We start from the raw sequence: 12,289 nt of genomic DNA on the forward strand, positions 1-12,289 counted from the left end.
CAACCGCCCCAGCAGACGGCTTTGAGTGTTTTGCGTTCATCTTCGTTCCTTACAGTCACTACGATGAACCCAAAACACTCTCCTATTTTATGCAGCCAGTCTGTCTATTGAATGCTGACGGGGGACATCGACATTAAGAATATTTTGCTGTTCATTGAATCAATTCCCATTTTTTCTCTTCGATAAAATACTATTGTTACAGGAGCAATGCCGTCGCGGCGTGGTCGAGCAGAGGCGTTTCCCGCGCGCATTGTCCAAAATCATGCGTGCCGTTTTCAAGCGTGATAAGATTTGCAATCGGGGTCTTTCCCTGAGCAGCGGCAAGATCGTTGATGGTCTTTACCCAAGTCCGACTCCTGCGCAGGCGGTTCTTGCCCTGGGAGGTCACAATCACGGGTTCCTGCCTGACGGATGCATCAACTCCCGTATCACGATTGCCGATCATGATGGTGGTCGGCACGGTCAGAAACGCACCAGGTTGCACAGGCTTCGGGCAACCACTGCCAATGCCGAAAGGATATGCCAGTTCGGCATCGGGCATCAGATACCAGCCAGCCGACACCGCGCAAAGACGGCTTACTCTTTCCGGGTACAAAATAGTCATACGGAGCGCCATCTGCGCGCCACCGGAAAAACCGAATAGCGAGAATTTGCGATTGTGCGGCGCGGAGTTCAATTTTAGCGTATCCAGCAAGGCAAACAGTGCCTCGTCTGCCGGGGTTTCGCGTGATCTTCGCGCCAGCAATTGTTGATATTTGCCGAATTTGGGCCGTTCGAACAACGGGGCGACTATGTTGACGTCGCGAAACTGGGGATGGCTTGCAAATCGCGTCGCGATTTCCGCCGCGTTGCGACTTATCCCGTGAACCGCCACCAAAGTGGGGGCATCAGGGCTAACGATCGCGGTAAAGCTATCGGGTATTTTTGTCGAAATTCCCGGGACAAAATCCACACGTCGGACAGATTTAAGCATAAAATTCCCTTTAACTGTTGAACTTTTCGAGCGCTTACAATTCGGCGGTACTTTTGATCGGCGCAATCGCGAGAAGTCTTTTCAAGCGGTTGAGTGCAATCTGGCCGCCTGCCTGTGCGTGCATGGCTCGCGCGGTTTCCAAAAGGCGGGTGGCGATGAACCCGATGAGCGAAATTTGACCAATTATCATGGCGTTGGAGGCAGGATTTCGGTCAATGATTATTACCAGCACTGCGGATAATCCGCCGCAAATGATCGCAATGCATTCCATGATGCCAAAGATGAACGCCCGTTTCTGAACTTTCCGACTTAGGTCTTCGGACAAATCCTGAAGGCGGCGATATCCATGACGGCGCGGCGTTGATTGTCCTGATGCTTCTATTTGCACCCGACGCATAAGAAAGCGGTTCAGCTTTCCGCGCGTGTTTCGTTGGACTGCTATCGCAGATCTCAGAAAATATGCGGTGCCCAGCAACAAAAGCAGGCCCAATAGAAATGGCATGAGTACGAACTGCGAAGTCGGATAATTCAGCCAAAACCAGAAACTGGCCGCGATCCCGGCCAACAAGCTTGTCCATAATTTCACCGATCCGCGCACGGCATAATTTCGTATCGCGGTTAAGTCTCCGACCAGAGCGGTCAACCACCGCGCCGGACGGTCATCGCCACTATTGCGGACGACATTTTCAAAAATACTCCTCCGGCAATCCAGCACAAAAGACTGGGCAAACCGCTCGGCGGTCGCACGTTCCGCCAACATTGCGATTCCCATTGCAATCGAAAAGGCGAATGCCGGCAGATATGTGACTTGGCCGCGCTGTTGGGATTGCGCGACCAAGTCACCGATTGCATTGGCAAATCCCACGACCAGTGTGGCTTGTGTGAGGGCAATGATTGCCAGGGCCAATGCAACAATACGTCGATTGCCGGAAATAAGAGTGGGCGTTTTCACGCTGCCTCGCGCGTTTCGATCTGTGGGCGGAACACAATTTTCGTGACGCTAATAGGGTCGCGTAACTCAGCCAATGTTACCACCGGAACCCCGGCACATTTGGCCGTTTCACTGGCGGCCAGCGGTGACGCAGATACCAGTCCCGATACCGCAATCGGCGTTATGCCACGTTCCGCCAGCCACTTTGTGCCAAAGGCGGACCCCATCGCATCGGCGGCGGCAAACACAAATCCGTCAAACCACCCGTGCGCCGCAGCCATTTCGACCAAAGCGGCTGTTTCTTCTTGCAACAGACCGTCCGCAATTTCGACAATTGCAATATCGGCTCCGGCACAGGCAAGACTATCGAGCAGCTTTGCAGAAACCTGTGCCAATTCGTGCACATCAACCTTGAATGTGGAAGCGTGTCCGGCATCGGTGAAATCCAGAGCCGTGATGGCACCGGCATCGCGCATGGTCCACAAATCGCCACCCGAACCCGTTCCTGTGATTTTGGCGGCACCGACGCGAAATCCGGCGCGACCCAGCCCATGAACCAGACCAGCGGCCGTGGTTGTCTTTCCCGCATTCATGGAGCTGCCGACCACTGCAATCACCAGTTGCGGCCGCTCGAGTTCGGATTTGGGCATGATGCCAAATTGTCCGAGATTGAGGATCGCGCCATCTTCTGCAACGAGAAGCCCGATAATCTCGATACGGGTCGGATTTTTCATGCTCACATGCTTGCGTGTCATCCGAGACGCCACACCGCCGCCTGCTACCAGATCGCAATCCTCCAAATCCGAAGGAACGAAAGCCTCGAACTGGTCGGGGGCATATCGATTGCCATATGCGACAATAATTTCGTCCCCGACATATAAATGTCCGCGGCGTCCGTGCACATTCTCTATGCGTGCGTGCTGGCCAATGGATTTTACGCGCGCCAGTACAATATCGCCCGGCTTGGGTGTCCGCCCGGATCGAACCAGCCGGTCAGCTCTCGTAAAATCGACATGCCGCGTGGAATACGCACGCTTGGCCTGGCCCAACCGCAACTGCAGCCGTTCTGCCCGGGTTGGATTGATACTTTGTGGTATGTGTCATATGATATTCAAAGCCTCCTAGTTAGTGCTTTTGAATACCGAACGGGCGGGGCCGTGAATTTATTCCAATTATTTTGCTTTTGATTTGGACTGCACGCGTTTCAACCAGTCATTGATCGATATCTCGAGCACATCAATCACGTCATCGACCGTAATCGTGCCGTCACTCCGGACCAACGCAAAAGCGGTTTCGTTCAGCAGCCCTAATGTCAGCAGTGCCATGGGCCGGATCTGGCGAATTTCGATATCTTCACGCTTTGCGATCGCGGAAAGGGCTGGTTCGATGACCGAGAGTGAAGTGATAGCATCAATCTCGCGCCAGTTGCTGCCCCCCAGGACTGTAGGCGCTTCGATCAGGACGAGGCGCAGATATTCGGGTTTTTGCGAAAGCTCGATGGAAGCGCGGGCGCCGATCATGAATCCTTCGAGGGCATCGGCCCCCTCTCTGCCGCGCATCACAACTTCATACGCGAACTCGCGCTGCAGGTTTTTTACCACCTCGGCAAATAACGCCTTTTTATCCTTGAAGTGATGAAAAAATGCGCCTTCGGTCAATCCGGCTGTTTTCGCGATATGACTTGTCGTCGCACCAGCAAATCCAAGCTCGGCGAACAACCGCCGTGCTGTCGATACTATCGATTTTCTAGTTTTTTCTGCTTCCGCAGCGCTTTTTTTCCCCATAATTGCTCTTAATAATAGTGTTGCATTGCGGTCAAGTGTAACTTGATTTCGCTTAATCGTGACAATTGTGTATTTTACCTGATGAGACACGGCAAACGCACGGGAATGTGTGGGTTTTGGCGCAGGCGGTCATTTACCCGCGTCAAAATTCATTATTCTAATACTTGAAGAATTCCATCCGTTTCGGGAAAAACTCTGATTGACTAGATAGCATTACTATGAAAATGCTAATCTTGGAGAGAGAAGGAGATTGGCTATGAAGCGGAGCGCCGCGGATGCAGCCATTACTCGGGGGAACATCGTCAGGGCGGCACGCGTGCTTTTTTCTGAAAAAGGATACGCGCATTCTACCACGAACGAGATTGCGCGTTGTGCAGGTGTAACCGAGGGGGCATTTTTTCATCATTTCAAGGGCAAGCAGGAACTGTTTGCCCTGGTAGTGCAGCATCTTCAAATTGAATTCGACAGCGAAGTTTTTAAGTCCGCGATTGTCGAAACAGACGCACTTCAGCGTTTCTTGGCCGGGGCGCGGGCGTCACTCCGGCTGTCGCAGGAGTCGGAATATTTGCGGATCGTCCTGATTGATGCACCGGGCATCTTGGGCCATTTGCAATGGAAAGAAATCGATAGCGGGATCGCCCTGCAATCAATAGAGCCAGCGCTGCAATTGCTTCTTGGTGGTAGGCCCGTATCGCAATCCCGTATGCGGGCAACGGCCCTGACGTTGCTCGGCCTGCTAAACGAATCATGCTTTGCACTCGCCCGAAAGGACCCGTTCGTCACCGAAGATGATATCATCGACTCCATCAAAGCGATATTGGAACGATGGATGACCCACCATTAAGCCTCGGGTCAGGGCAAATACCACTTAAATCATATTTACAATAATAGTAATACTATGTAAGAAGTAATCCTGGGTGAGCGGTAGATCTGCAACGTCTTTCTGTTGTGGCATTCGCAAATCATAATTCGGCTGGAGCTTCTAAGTGGTTGTTGATTATATCATTGTCGGGGCGGGTACGGCTGGCTGTGTGCTGGCGGACCGGCTGTCTGCCAATGGGAAGAATCAGGTTCTACTTGTCGAAGCGGGCGGCAAGCCCCGCAGTCCCTTCATCAAAATTCCTGCCGGATTTGCGAAACTCTTCAAAAGCGGTTGCGACTGGAATTATGAAAGCGCGCCGATAAGCGGGCCAGCCCGACGTCACATATATATACCCCGTGGCAAAATGCTCGGCGGCAGCGCAAATATGAATGCGATGATCCATCAATGGGGCCATCCGGCCGATTTCGCTGCCTGGGTCGAATCCGGTGCAACCGGCTGGGGTTGGGACAGCGTATCGCCCGTTTTTGCCAAAATGGAGGACAGGCTGGAGTGCGCGCCAAATGCCCACGCCCATGCGGCGGCAAGCGACTTTGTTGACGCCGCCCGATCCGTGATCGGAAATTCCGGCGATTCCTATAATGGCGGCGCGTATGAAGGCGCGTGGATCGCGCATTGCAATGTTCGCAACGGCCAAAGACACAGCGTGTATGACAGCCATCTGAAACCTGCCATGCGGCGGCGCAATCTGGTTACGTTAACCGGTATGACGGTCAGCAATTTGATCACCGAAAATGGCACGGCCGTTGGCGTCATGATGGACGGGCCGCAGGGGCGGAACGCCGCGCGCGCGCGCGCTGGTGTCGTTTTGACGGCTGGCGCGATAGAAACGCCTGCCTTGCTTTTGCGATCCGGCATTGGAAACGGGGCAAGCCTTCAGGCATTGGGCATCGAGACATATCGCGATTCACCCCATGTGGGGCTTCATTTGCAAGACCATCCCCTGGCGGCCACGGTTTTCCAGACGACACATACGGATACCTATAAAACAGCCGAATCGCCCAAGAATCTGCTGAAATATATATTCAAAAAATCTGGTCCCCTCGCATCCAATGCCGCCGAAGCCATAGCCTTTGCACGGTCCTCACCCAAATTGTCCGCACCGGATATTGAATTACTCTTCGCACCGTTCGAATGGCGCGAACAAGCACTGCAGCCGCCCGCGATTCACGGCTTTACAATTGGCGCAGCGCTCGTCGCCCCCCATTCCCGCGGGTCGGTTTCGTTGACAACGCGCCACATCCAAGTGCCGCCAAAAATCGATTTTGGCTTCTTTTCGGACAAGGACGGGTTGGATCGAAAGGCTATTATCGCCGCTGTCCTGCTTGCCCGGAAAATCGCCGGACAACCTTCGTTCAGCAATCATATCGCCGAAGAATATTCCCCGGGTATCGGTATCAAAGATTATGACGCGCTGTTTTCCGAAATCTGCCGGAATCTGCAGACGGTCTATCATCCCGCCGGAACCTGTCGCATCGGGAATGCCGGTGAAGGTGTCGTTTCGCCACGGTTAAAGGTGCACGGCCTGGATCGCTTATGGGTCGCAGACGCCTCCGTCATGCCCCAACTTGTCCGGGGTCACCCCAATGCCGCCGTCGCAATGATCGCATCGCGTGCGGCAGAGTTCATCGCAAAAGGAGCGTGAGAAACATTTTATCGAATTGGTATCGTCAAAGCGAAACTTCCCATTTGGTTTTGACAATGACGATCCCAAGGCCCGTCCGTCGCAGCTCCCCAGTTGTTATTTGACGGACGGGCCAAATTTTCTGGATCCCGTCAGCGACAATCACGTCACTATCGCGGCAATATAGGCCCCCATTCCCAGATAGCTGCCCAACGGAAAAGCGGCGTCTTCGGGCTTTTTCGACCGATATGTCAGCAAGATGAGTACCAACCCGACACAACTCGCCGTCAACAACGCGATTGGCAGCGCCTGCCAACCCAGCCAAACACCCAGGGCACCAAATAATTTGGGATCACCCGCCCCCATGCCGTCGATATTCCGGTATTTTTTATAGAAATAGCGGATGGCTTGCAGGCTTAAAAAACCGATTAAAAGGCCGATAATACGGTCAATCATGCCTATTTCAGGCGCAAGCAAAGGGCCCAGGACAAATCCAAAAACCGTCAGCAAAAGCACCAAACGGTCGGGCAACCATAAATGGAACCAATCCAGCAGAACCAACGGTAACAGCAACCATGCAAAAAGGGCGAGGCCGACGGCCTGATCCTGCGGCAGGAATGCCACAGGAATAAGCGCGACCGCTATCGAGACCAGTTCGGTGGTAAGGGGCAAGAGCCCGATCTGGTGACCACAATATCGGCATTGCCCCCGTAAAATCAGAAACGATAAAACGGGTATCAAATCATAGCCGGCAATTTGTCGGCCACAATTGTCACAGCGGGAACGGCCGGTGGCAATGCTTTCCCCATTTGGCCATCGGCTGCATAAAGCGGATACAAAGCTGCCCCAAACCGCACCCAAAACAGCAAGCCAAATCATGAGCATCCAGAGCGGCACCACAGATAAAAAGCCGCTTATGGTTTCGATTATAGAGGTCAGAGCCGGCCTTTCCGGACCATTTGGTATCCGCCGGCAACCGAACGGAACCCTGCCAGCGTCAGGGATGCCGACTGGTCTTCCCGGTCGCCTTCAAGAAAAATCGTTGCGGTATAGTTTCCATCCGCCGCCAATCGTATGTCGAAATGCTCCATCGCCGATTGACTGTTGAGCGGAAGCAGCAATTGCCCGCGATCACAACGTGGTTTGCCCAACAACCCATTCGATAAATCCAGACCGGGTATCATATTGGCCAACGCTAGCCGCGCCGTCCCGCTTGCGTGTGTGCAACGGCCCGAGGTAAATCGGACAGAAAAATCCTGTAGCTCCAGTGATTCAACGGGCAGCGGAGCAAAAACGGAATTTACCGGCAAACGCGCCTTCAGGCCGTCGATGGAAAATCCACCAAAACGCCGCGAAAATGAACCGCTAATTCCCGGAGCATATGGTGCATCCCCGCGCGACAATGACGTTTCCGCACGACCAAGCAACAGCGGCAGGAAATGCAGCCGTGCGTTGACGTCGCCAATCGGCAATTTGCCCACGCGCAAATCGCGGATTGAACCATCCCAGATAATACCTTCAACCTTCCGCGCTGTGACCCCCTCGCCGCCGACAACCATACGCAACGGCATGAAAATCAGCATCGCTGTGACGAGCAACAGCGATGCGCCGATAAAAATTCGGCGGCTTGTCATTGCGACACCTGAAGCAATTCCGCCTCAACCGTTACGCTGCCGTTCGGGTCGCCCCGCAAGGCCAGGCTTTGCACAATGATGCCCTGCATTTCGAGATCATTCAGCCATGCCAGCAATGCCGGAGAGCGCGCCTGATCGATACGAAAAGACATTTGACCGGGGGCTGCATTTGCCGCCTTTATCAGGTCAAACCCCTGTTCCGCAGCGCCTTGGGTCACGACCAGGTCGATGTTGGCGCTATTGGCCGTTATCACCGGCGGCTTTTGGGTAAGCGAAGCTGCAACCGTCGCCTCGATCCGGCCGCGCCGCTGAACTGCCTCGTCATGCGCCAATATCGCACGGTCAATGGCCGATATGCCGGGCATGATAATCGCGAAAACCAACAATGTCGCCAAGGTCAGGCCCGCTGCGACACCGACCATCCAGCGTTCACGAATGCTTAAATTGCCAAACCAGTTGTGCAGGGCCTGTATCATGGCATCCTCATCGTCAGATCGACTATCGTAGCGCCGCTGCTGTCCTGTCGCGGCGTTGCCGTGACGCGAAACCCATCCTGTTGGATGGCGATCAGCACGGTGTTCAAACTGTTGGCGTCGGGCGCCGCCAGAACCGCGATCAATATACCGTCTTTGCCATATCTCAATTCGCGCGCGGTGACGTTCGGCGTGGCTTGCACGGCGCGCCACAGTCCGGCGGATAGTGCGCCAAAACGGCCCTTGGCCTGTCCCTTTTGCTGCATCGCGAGGTCAAGCTGCGCTTCGGCTTGGCCAATGTCGCTTATTTTGGGATCTATTTTTTGCGCTGACGCAATGGCGCGTTCATTTTCCGCCGAAGTCGCCAGCCAATATTTGGCCAGTGTCGTTATTGCCAGCAGGATGGTGGCAATCACCAGCGCGGCGACCAGACGAATGATCCATGTGCGTTGCGCCTCTGTGGCCCAAATTGTTGCTGTTTTCTTGGCAAAGGGCCCTGCGCGCAGATTCAGATTCGGCGCTTCGCTGGCCGTCAGTACCATCGAACGGAGCTGTTCTGTTTCGATTTCGACCACCGGCTTGTCACCGACTATCAAGTCGCGGAATATCGCTTCGTCGGGAACGGCAAAGCCCGACCCAAGCAATATCGCCAAGCCGTCATATTCGGCCCGGACAACCTGATCGGCGAAACCGTCAACCACCAGTCCGAAAGGGATGACAATATCGGGATCCAGCCCGTATTTTTTCAACTGATCGATGCCGCATGTCATTGCGGCGGGGGAAATCGCGGCACAAAGGGTGGCATCGGTACCATGTCGCGCCACAACATGGACGGGGCCCAATGCCTGTTCGGATATACGCAATTTTGCGACACCTTCGGCCTGACGCGGCTCCATATCTGATAACGGCAACCAGGAACAATTTGCGTCGGTCGGCGCGACCATTGCCATAACCAGATCATCGTCACCATCGGGCCGGAACTGGTCAAGTGAACCACAGGCCGCCCATTTACCGTCGACTATGCGCCAGATTTCCGGGACATCCGTGGCGGACACAGGGAAACGCGTAACGAGCACGCTCATTCCTTTTCCCCCCAACTGCGCCAGATGACGTGCGCCGGTGCGGGGCTGCCGACAATCAACGCCTCCCCTTCCAATACCAGTTCGCCCGATGACACCTGTGTGTCCAAAAGGAAATATTTGCTCGTCAGTTTTACTTGCCCTCGCACCGGAAGTGTCGGCTCCAACGCCGCCAATTCAGGTGACTCCCAGAATCGAATGAGGCTGCCATAGCCATTCGCTGGTCGCTTGGCGAGATAACTCCTTGCGGCAACAGGACTAAGCTTGCCCGGTGGAAATAGCATGGCCAGCAAGGGCGCCTGTTCGGGCAGCAATGTATTCACGTTCAGCGGTGACAAGCTTGCGTCGGGAAGCGCGCATATCCAGCCGCGCAGCTTGGCATAGATGGCAGGGGTAACGCCCCTGACCGCCCGCAATTCGCTGGGATGGGCAAACGGCCGGTTTGCAGGGAGATACGGCATTTCATTGCCTCTATATGCGTCATCCTCTGCACCATTGGGCAGGCTGGCGCCGTCGGTATCCGCCCAGTCGGTCGCGGCCGCCGCTATGGGGCGCGCCACATTTTCATTGATCCCCAAAACCACCATCAATGATACAAACTGATCCTGTCCCGCCGCACTGGCGAGAAACCGGTTTTCGGCATCAGTGACAAGGCTGTTAAGATTAAAACAATTGCCGCCGTCTTTTACCGTCGCGGTTGCGGTTCCGACAGGGATCGGCAACACCTGTTCCCTGCCCAGCCAATTGCCCGCCAAAGTTGTCTGGGCAGCATCGCGTGCGATCAGGTCTTCGATACGGGCGCTGGCAATAGACTCTGCGGCGTAACTGAACATCCGGGCCTGCGACAATGCATTGCCATTGCCCGCCAGCTTGGTCGAAAGCGCCAACCGGTCAAGCGTGGTCGCGGCAATAACCGCCAGCACGGCAACCATCAGCAGCACCGATAACAAGGCAGCGCCGCGTTCGGATGGTTTCAACGACATCATCCGGCCGCCCCTTCATCGTCTTCGCGCGGCTTGGGTCGCGCCTGTGATCCCACCAGAAAAAGCATCCGCTGTTCCGCTTTGGCCGCTAATGTCAGGCGTAGTTCGACGGCACGCGGCAATGCGTCGGGGTCGATGGCAGACCAGTCACTGCGCCATTCACCGCGTTCGTCCCGAAACCGCATCTGAACCGATTTCACATCGTCCAATATCACTGCCGCATCCACCGGCGACGCGCCGTCAAGCATGGGCCAACTCAACCGTTTCAATTTTCCGTCCTGCAAGACATAAGTGACGCGTTGCAACCCGGCGCGGGGGGCTTCGTCAAAATTGGACCATCCTGTGCGAACAAAGCCGAATAAGGCATCAGGGACCGTCGCCCCGCCTTGGGTAAAGGCAGGCACGGGCAATCCGGAGGTGTCGCGCACGGGCCGCGCGATGACTTGCGCCAAGTCGGCCTCGATGCTGTTGTACAGACGGTTGCTGCGCGAAAGCTCCTCAAGCCGTCCCTTCACCGCAATCTGGGTTTCGCTGCCCGACCTCAACAGCATCACCCCGGCAACGGAAATCAGCGCAAAAATGGCAAGCGCCACCAGCAGCTCGACCAGCGTAAAGCCAGCCTCGGGGTTGCGCGCCGATATCATTCGGACACCGGCCGCGCGATTGTAAGCTGCGCCTTTCGCGATGATGCGATCCCCGTGCCCACGACATTGATTTCAATCCGCACAAGCCGCGCATCGTCGGTTTGGCTTGTCGATGCTGTCCATCGCCAGTTCTGGCCACCATTGACCTCTTCGCCGCCAGTTTCGCCCAAGTTTGGCGGTGCGGGATTGGACAATATCTCCACCGCGACATTGCGCGCAACCTGCCAAACCATGTTGCTTTCGCCCAAATGAGCGGTGGAGCGGACCGAATAGGCTTGCAGCCGGACCATCGCCAACGCCGCGAGGCTGAAAATCGCCAACGCGACCATGATTTCGAGCAACGTAAAACCGTTACGGCGCAAAGCGGAGTCACCGGGCGACACGCACATCTCCTGTTGCCGCCAGATTAACAACGACCGTTGCATCGCTGCGGGTAATGCGAATACCGGCGGCACTCGAAGGCAGGCCAGTGCTGTCAAAAGCGACCCGGACTTGCGAATTGCCATCAAGTTTCACAGATGTGCCGCGCCGCCAATCTTCTGAAGTGAAAGGCGCCGCTTGTAACGGTGTCCAGTTTCCGTCTGAACGTGTTTCAAACCCGTAGCCGGACGGCCTGATCCAAACCGCCATGGTCCGCGATTGCAGGATCGCATGATCACGCAGTGCGGCAATTCGCGCCGCGAGCTGCTCCGCCTCGTCACGCGCGCCGCCATCGGACGTGCGCGCCGTCATCACCACAGCGGCACTTGCCAGCCCGATGATGAAGATAACCACCATCAATTCCACCAATGTGAAACCGCGCTCGTTCCTCGGAATTTTCGGCAACAGATGCGGCTTATTCGCCGTAGATATCCGCATTTTCATTCTCGCCCCCGGGTGCACCGTCGGCCCCCAGCGAATATATGTCGAATGCGCCATTTCGGCCCGGATTGCTATATTGATACGGCCGGTTCCAAGGATCATTAGGTAGCTTTTTGATATAGCCTTGCGTGCGTGTGCCGCTCGTTGATGGCGGCGTTACAAGAGCTTGCAAGCCAATCCCTGCGTCGGGATAGCGCAAATTATCCAGCCGGTATGTTTCAAGGGCCTGACCCAGAACGGCAATATCGGCCTTTGCCTTTTGCACCATCGCCTTGTCCTGATTTGGAAGCACGTTGATGGCAACCACAGTGGTCAGCAGCGCCAGAATGAAAAGGGTAACCATCATTTCGACGAGGGTAAAGCCATTGTGCTTTGGCATCGCCGGTAGTGCGGCGGGTGAGTGATTATGTGTACACGGCATTG

The 12,289-nt window shown here is 55.3% G+C and carries 15 protein-coding genes; 2 read left to right on the forward strand and 13 right to left on the reverse strand.

The window, feature by feature from the left end:
* Nucleotides 1-196 precede the first annotated feature (196 nt).
* The 4 genes from ACKVOS_RS05765 to ACKVOS_RS05780 form a co-directional block, all read right to left on the reverse strand.
* Nucleotides 197-973: an alpha/beta fold hydrolase gene (locus tag ACKVOS_RS05765; protein ID WP_409211062.1), complete on the reverse strand. Its 777-nt coding sequence runs from the start codon at nucleotides 971-973 to the stop codon at nucleotides 197-199.
* A gap of 34 nt (nucleotides 974-1,007) precedes the next feature.
* Nucleotides 1,008-1,925, reverse strand: a complete 918-nt coding sequence (locus ACKVOS_RS05770) for a hypothetical protein (RefSeq protein WP_409211063.1) — start codon at nucleotides 1,923-1,925, stop codon at nucleotides 1,008-1,010.
* On the reverse strand, nucleotides 1,922-2,953 hold the full coding sequence (locus ACKVOS_RS05775; protein WP_409211064.1) for a DUF1611 domain-containing protein: 1,032 nt from the start codon (nucleotides 2,951-2,953) through the stop codon (nucleotides 1,922-1,924). Before ACKVOS_RS05775 ends, ACKVOS_RS05770 begins: the two co-directional genes overlap by 4 nt.
* A 123-nt stretch (nucleotides 2,954-3,076) precedes the next feature.
* The gene (locus ACKVOS_RS05780; protein WP_409211065.1) at nucleotides 3,077-3,688 is read right to left on the reverse strand and encodes a TetR/AcrR family transcriptional regulator; all 612 of its coding nucleotides are present in this window, start codon (nucleotides 3,686-3,688) and stop codon (nucleotides 3,077-3,079) included.
* Nucleotides 3,689-3,944: 256 nt separating this feature from the next.
* Between ACKVOS_RS05780 and ACKVOS_RS05785 the strand changes: the two genes are divergently transcribed.
* On the forward strand, nucleotides 3,945-4,532 hold the full coding sequence (locus ACKVOS_RS05785) for a TetR/AcrR family transcriptional regulator (RefSeq protein ID WP_409211066.1): 588 nt from the start codon (nucleotides 3,945-3,947) through the stop codon (nucleotides 4,530-4,532).
* Nucleotides 4,533-4,674: 142 nt separating this feature from the next.
* Nucleotides 4,675-6,213 (forward strand): GMC family oxidoreductase, encoded by a 1,539-nt coding sequence (locus ACKVOS_RS05790; RefSeq protein WP_409211067.1) that lies wholly within the window; start codon nucleotides 4,675-4,677, stop codon nucleotides 6,211-6,213.
* 141 nt (nucleotides 6,214-6,354) lie between these two features.
* Here ACKVOS_RS05790 and ACKVOS_RS05795 read toward each other — a convergent pair whose 3' ends face one another.
* Genes ACKVOS_RS05795 through gspG form a run of 9 tightly spaced genes read right to left on the reverse strand, consistent with a single transcriptional unit; the run spans nucleotide 6,355 to nucleotide 12,287 of the window.
* Nucleotides 6,355-7,077 carry a prepilin peptidase gene (locus tag ACKVOS_RS05795; protein ID WP_409211068.1) on the reverse strand — a complete coding sequence of 241 codons (723 nt, stop codon included), beginning with the start codon at nucleotides 7,075-7,077 and terminating at the stop codon, nucleotides 6,355-6,357.
* A gap of 50 nt (nucleotides 7,078-7,127) precedes the next feature.
* A complete protein-coding gene (locus tag ACKVOS_RS05800) occupies nucleotides 7,128-7,826 on the reverse strand; it encodes a type II secretion system protein N (RefSeq protein WP_409211069.1) in 699 nt (232 codons plus the stop codon).
* Nucleotides 7,823-8,302, reverse strand: a complete 480-nt coding sequence (gspM, locus tag ACKVOS_RS05805) for a type II secretion system protein GspM (RefSeq protein ID WP_409211070.1) — start codon at nucleotides 8,300-8,302, stop codon at nucleotides 7,823-7,825. Before gspM ends, ACKVOS_RS05800 begins: the two co-directional genes overlap by 4 nt.
* A complete protein-coding gene (locus tag ACKVOS_RS05810; RefSeq protein WP_409211071.1) occupies nucleotides 8,299-9,381 on the reverse strand; it encodes a GspL/Epsl periplasmic domain-containing protein in 1,083 nt (360 codons plus the stop codon). The genes gspM and ACKVOS_RS05810 overlap by 4 nt, the downstream gene beginning before the upstream one ends.
* Entirely contained in the window at nucleotides 9,378-10,364 is a 987-nt protein-coding gene (gene gspK / locus ACKVOS_RS05815; protein ID WP_409211072.1) for a type II secretion system minor pseudopilin GspK, read from the reverse strand. Before gspK ends, ACKVOS_RS05810 begins: the two co-directional genes overlap by 4 nt.
* The gene (gene gspJ, locus ACKVOS_RS05820; protein WP_409211073.1) at nucleotides 10,361-11,005 is read right to left on the reverse strand and encodes a type II secretion system minor pseudopilin GspJ; all 645 of its coding nucleotides are present in this window, start codon (nucleotides 11,003-11,005) and stop codon (nucleotides 10,361-10,363) included. Before gspJ ends, gspK begins: the two co-directional genes overlap by 4 nt.
* The gene (gspI, locus tag ACKVOS_RS05825; RefSeq protein WP_409211074.1) at nucleotides 11,002-11,388 is read right to left on the reverse strand and encodes a type II secretion system minor pseudopilin GspI; all 387 of its coding nucleotides are present in this window, start codon (nucleotides 11,386-11,388) and stop codon (nucleotides 11,002-11,004) included. The genes gspJ and gspI overlap by 4 nt, the downstream gene beginning before the upstream one ends.
* Nucleotides 11,375-11,869 (reverse strand): GspH/FimT family pseudopilin, encoded by a 495-nt coding sequence (locus tag ACKVOS_RS05830; RefSeq protein ID WP_409211075.1) that lies wholly within the window; start codon nucleotides 11,867-11,869, stop codon nucleotides 11,375-11,377. Before ACKVOS_RS05830 ends, gspI begins: the two co-directional genes overlap by 14 nt.
* Nucleotides 11,841-12,287, reverse strand: coding sequence for a type II secretion system major pseudopilin GspG (gene gspG / locus ACKVOS_RS05835; protein WP_409211076.1), 447 nt, complete (start codon nucleotides 12,285-12,287; stop codon nucleotides 11,841-11,843). Before gspG ends, ACKVOS_RS05830 begins: the two co-directional genes overlap by 29 nt.
* Between the last annotated feature and the right edge of the window lie 2 nt (nucleotides 12,288-12,289).

The sequence above is a fragment of the Sphingorhabdus sp. genome, from assembly GCF_046154385.1.
Classification (GTDB): domain Bacteria; phylum Pseudomonadota; class Alphaproteobacteria; order Sphingomonadales; family Sphingomonadaceae; genus Sphingorhabdus_B.

What these genes read in the sequence shown, in the direction of transcription:
- ACKVOS_RS05830 (WP_409211075.1), bottom strand. Translation starts at nt 11,869, where the DNA reads ATGAAAATGCGGATATCTACGGCGAATAAGCCGCATCTGTTGCCGAAA.
- ACKVOS_RS05795 (WP_409211068.1), bottom strand. Translation starts at nt 7,077, where the DNA reads ATGCTCATGATTTGGCTTGCTGTTTTGGGTGCGGTTTGGGGCAGCTTT.
- gspJ (WP_409211073.1), bottom strand. Translation starts at nt 11,005, where the DNA reads ATGATATCGGCGCGCAACCCCGAGGCTGGCTTTACGCTGGTCGAGCTG.
- gspM (WP_409211070.1), bottom strand. Translation starts at nt 8,302, where the DNA reads ATGATACAGGCCCTGCACAACTGGTTTGGCAATTTAAGCATTCGTGAA.
- ACKVOS_RS05785 (WP_409211066.1), top strand. Translation starts at nt 3,945, where the DNA reads ATGAAGCGGAGCGCCGCGGATGCAGCCATTACTCGGGGGAACATCGTC.
- gspK (WP_409211072.1), bottom strand. Translation starts at nt 10,364, where the DNA reads ATGATGTCGTTGAAACCATCCGAACGCGGCGCTGCCTTGTTATCGGTG.
- ACKVOS_RS05765 (WP_409211062.1), bottom strand. Translation starts at nt 973, where the DNA reads ATGCTTAAATCTGTCCGACGTGTGGATTTTGTCCCGGGAATTTCGACA.
- ACKVOS_RS05800 (WP_409211069.1), bottom strand. Translation starts at nt 7,826, where the DNA reads ATGACAAGCCGCCGAATTTTTATCGGCGCATCGCTGTTGCTCGTCACA.
- ACKVOS_RS05780 (WP_409211065.1), bottom strand. Translation starts at nt 3,688, where the DNA reads ATGGGGAAAAAAAGCGCTGCGGAAGCAGAAAAAACTAGAAAATCGATA.
- ACKVOS_RS05810 (WP_409211071.1), bottom strand. Translation starts at nt 9,381, where the DNA reads ATGAGCGTGCTCGTTACGCGTTTCCCTGTGTCCGCCACGGATGTCCCG.
- gspG (WP_409211076.1), bottom strand. Translation starts at nt 12,287, where the DNA reads ATGCCGTGTACACATAATCACTCACCCGCCGCACTACCGGCGATGCCA.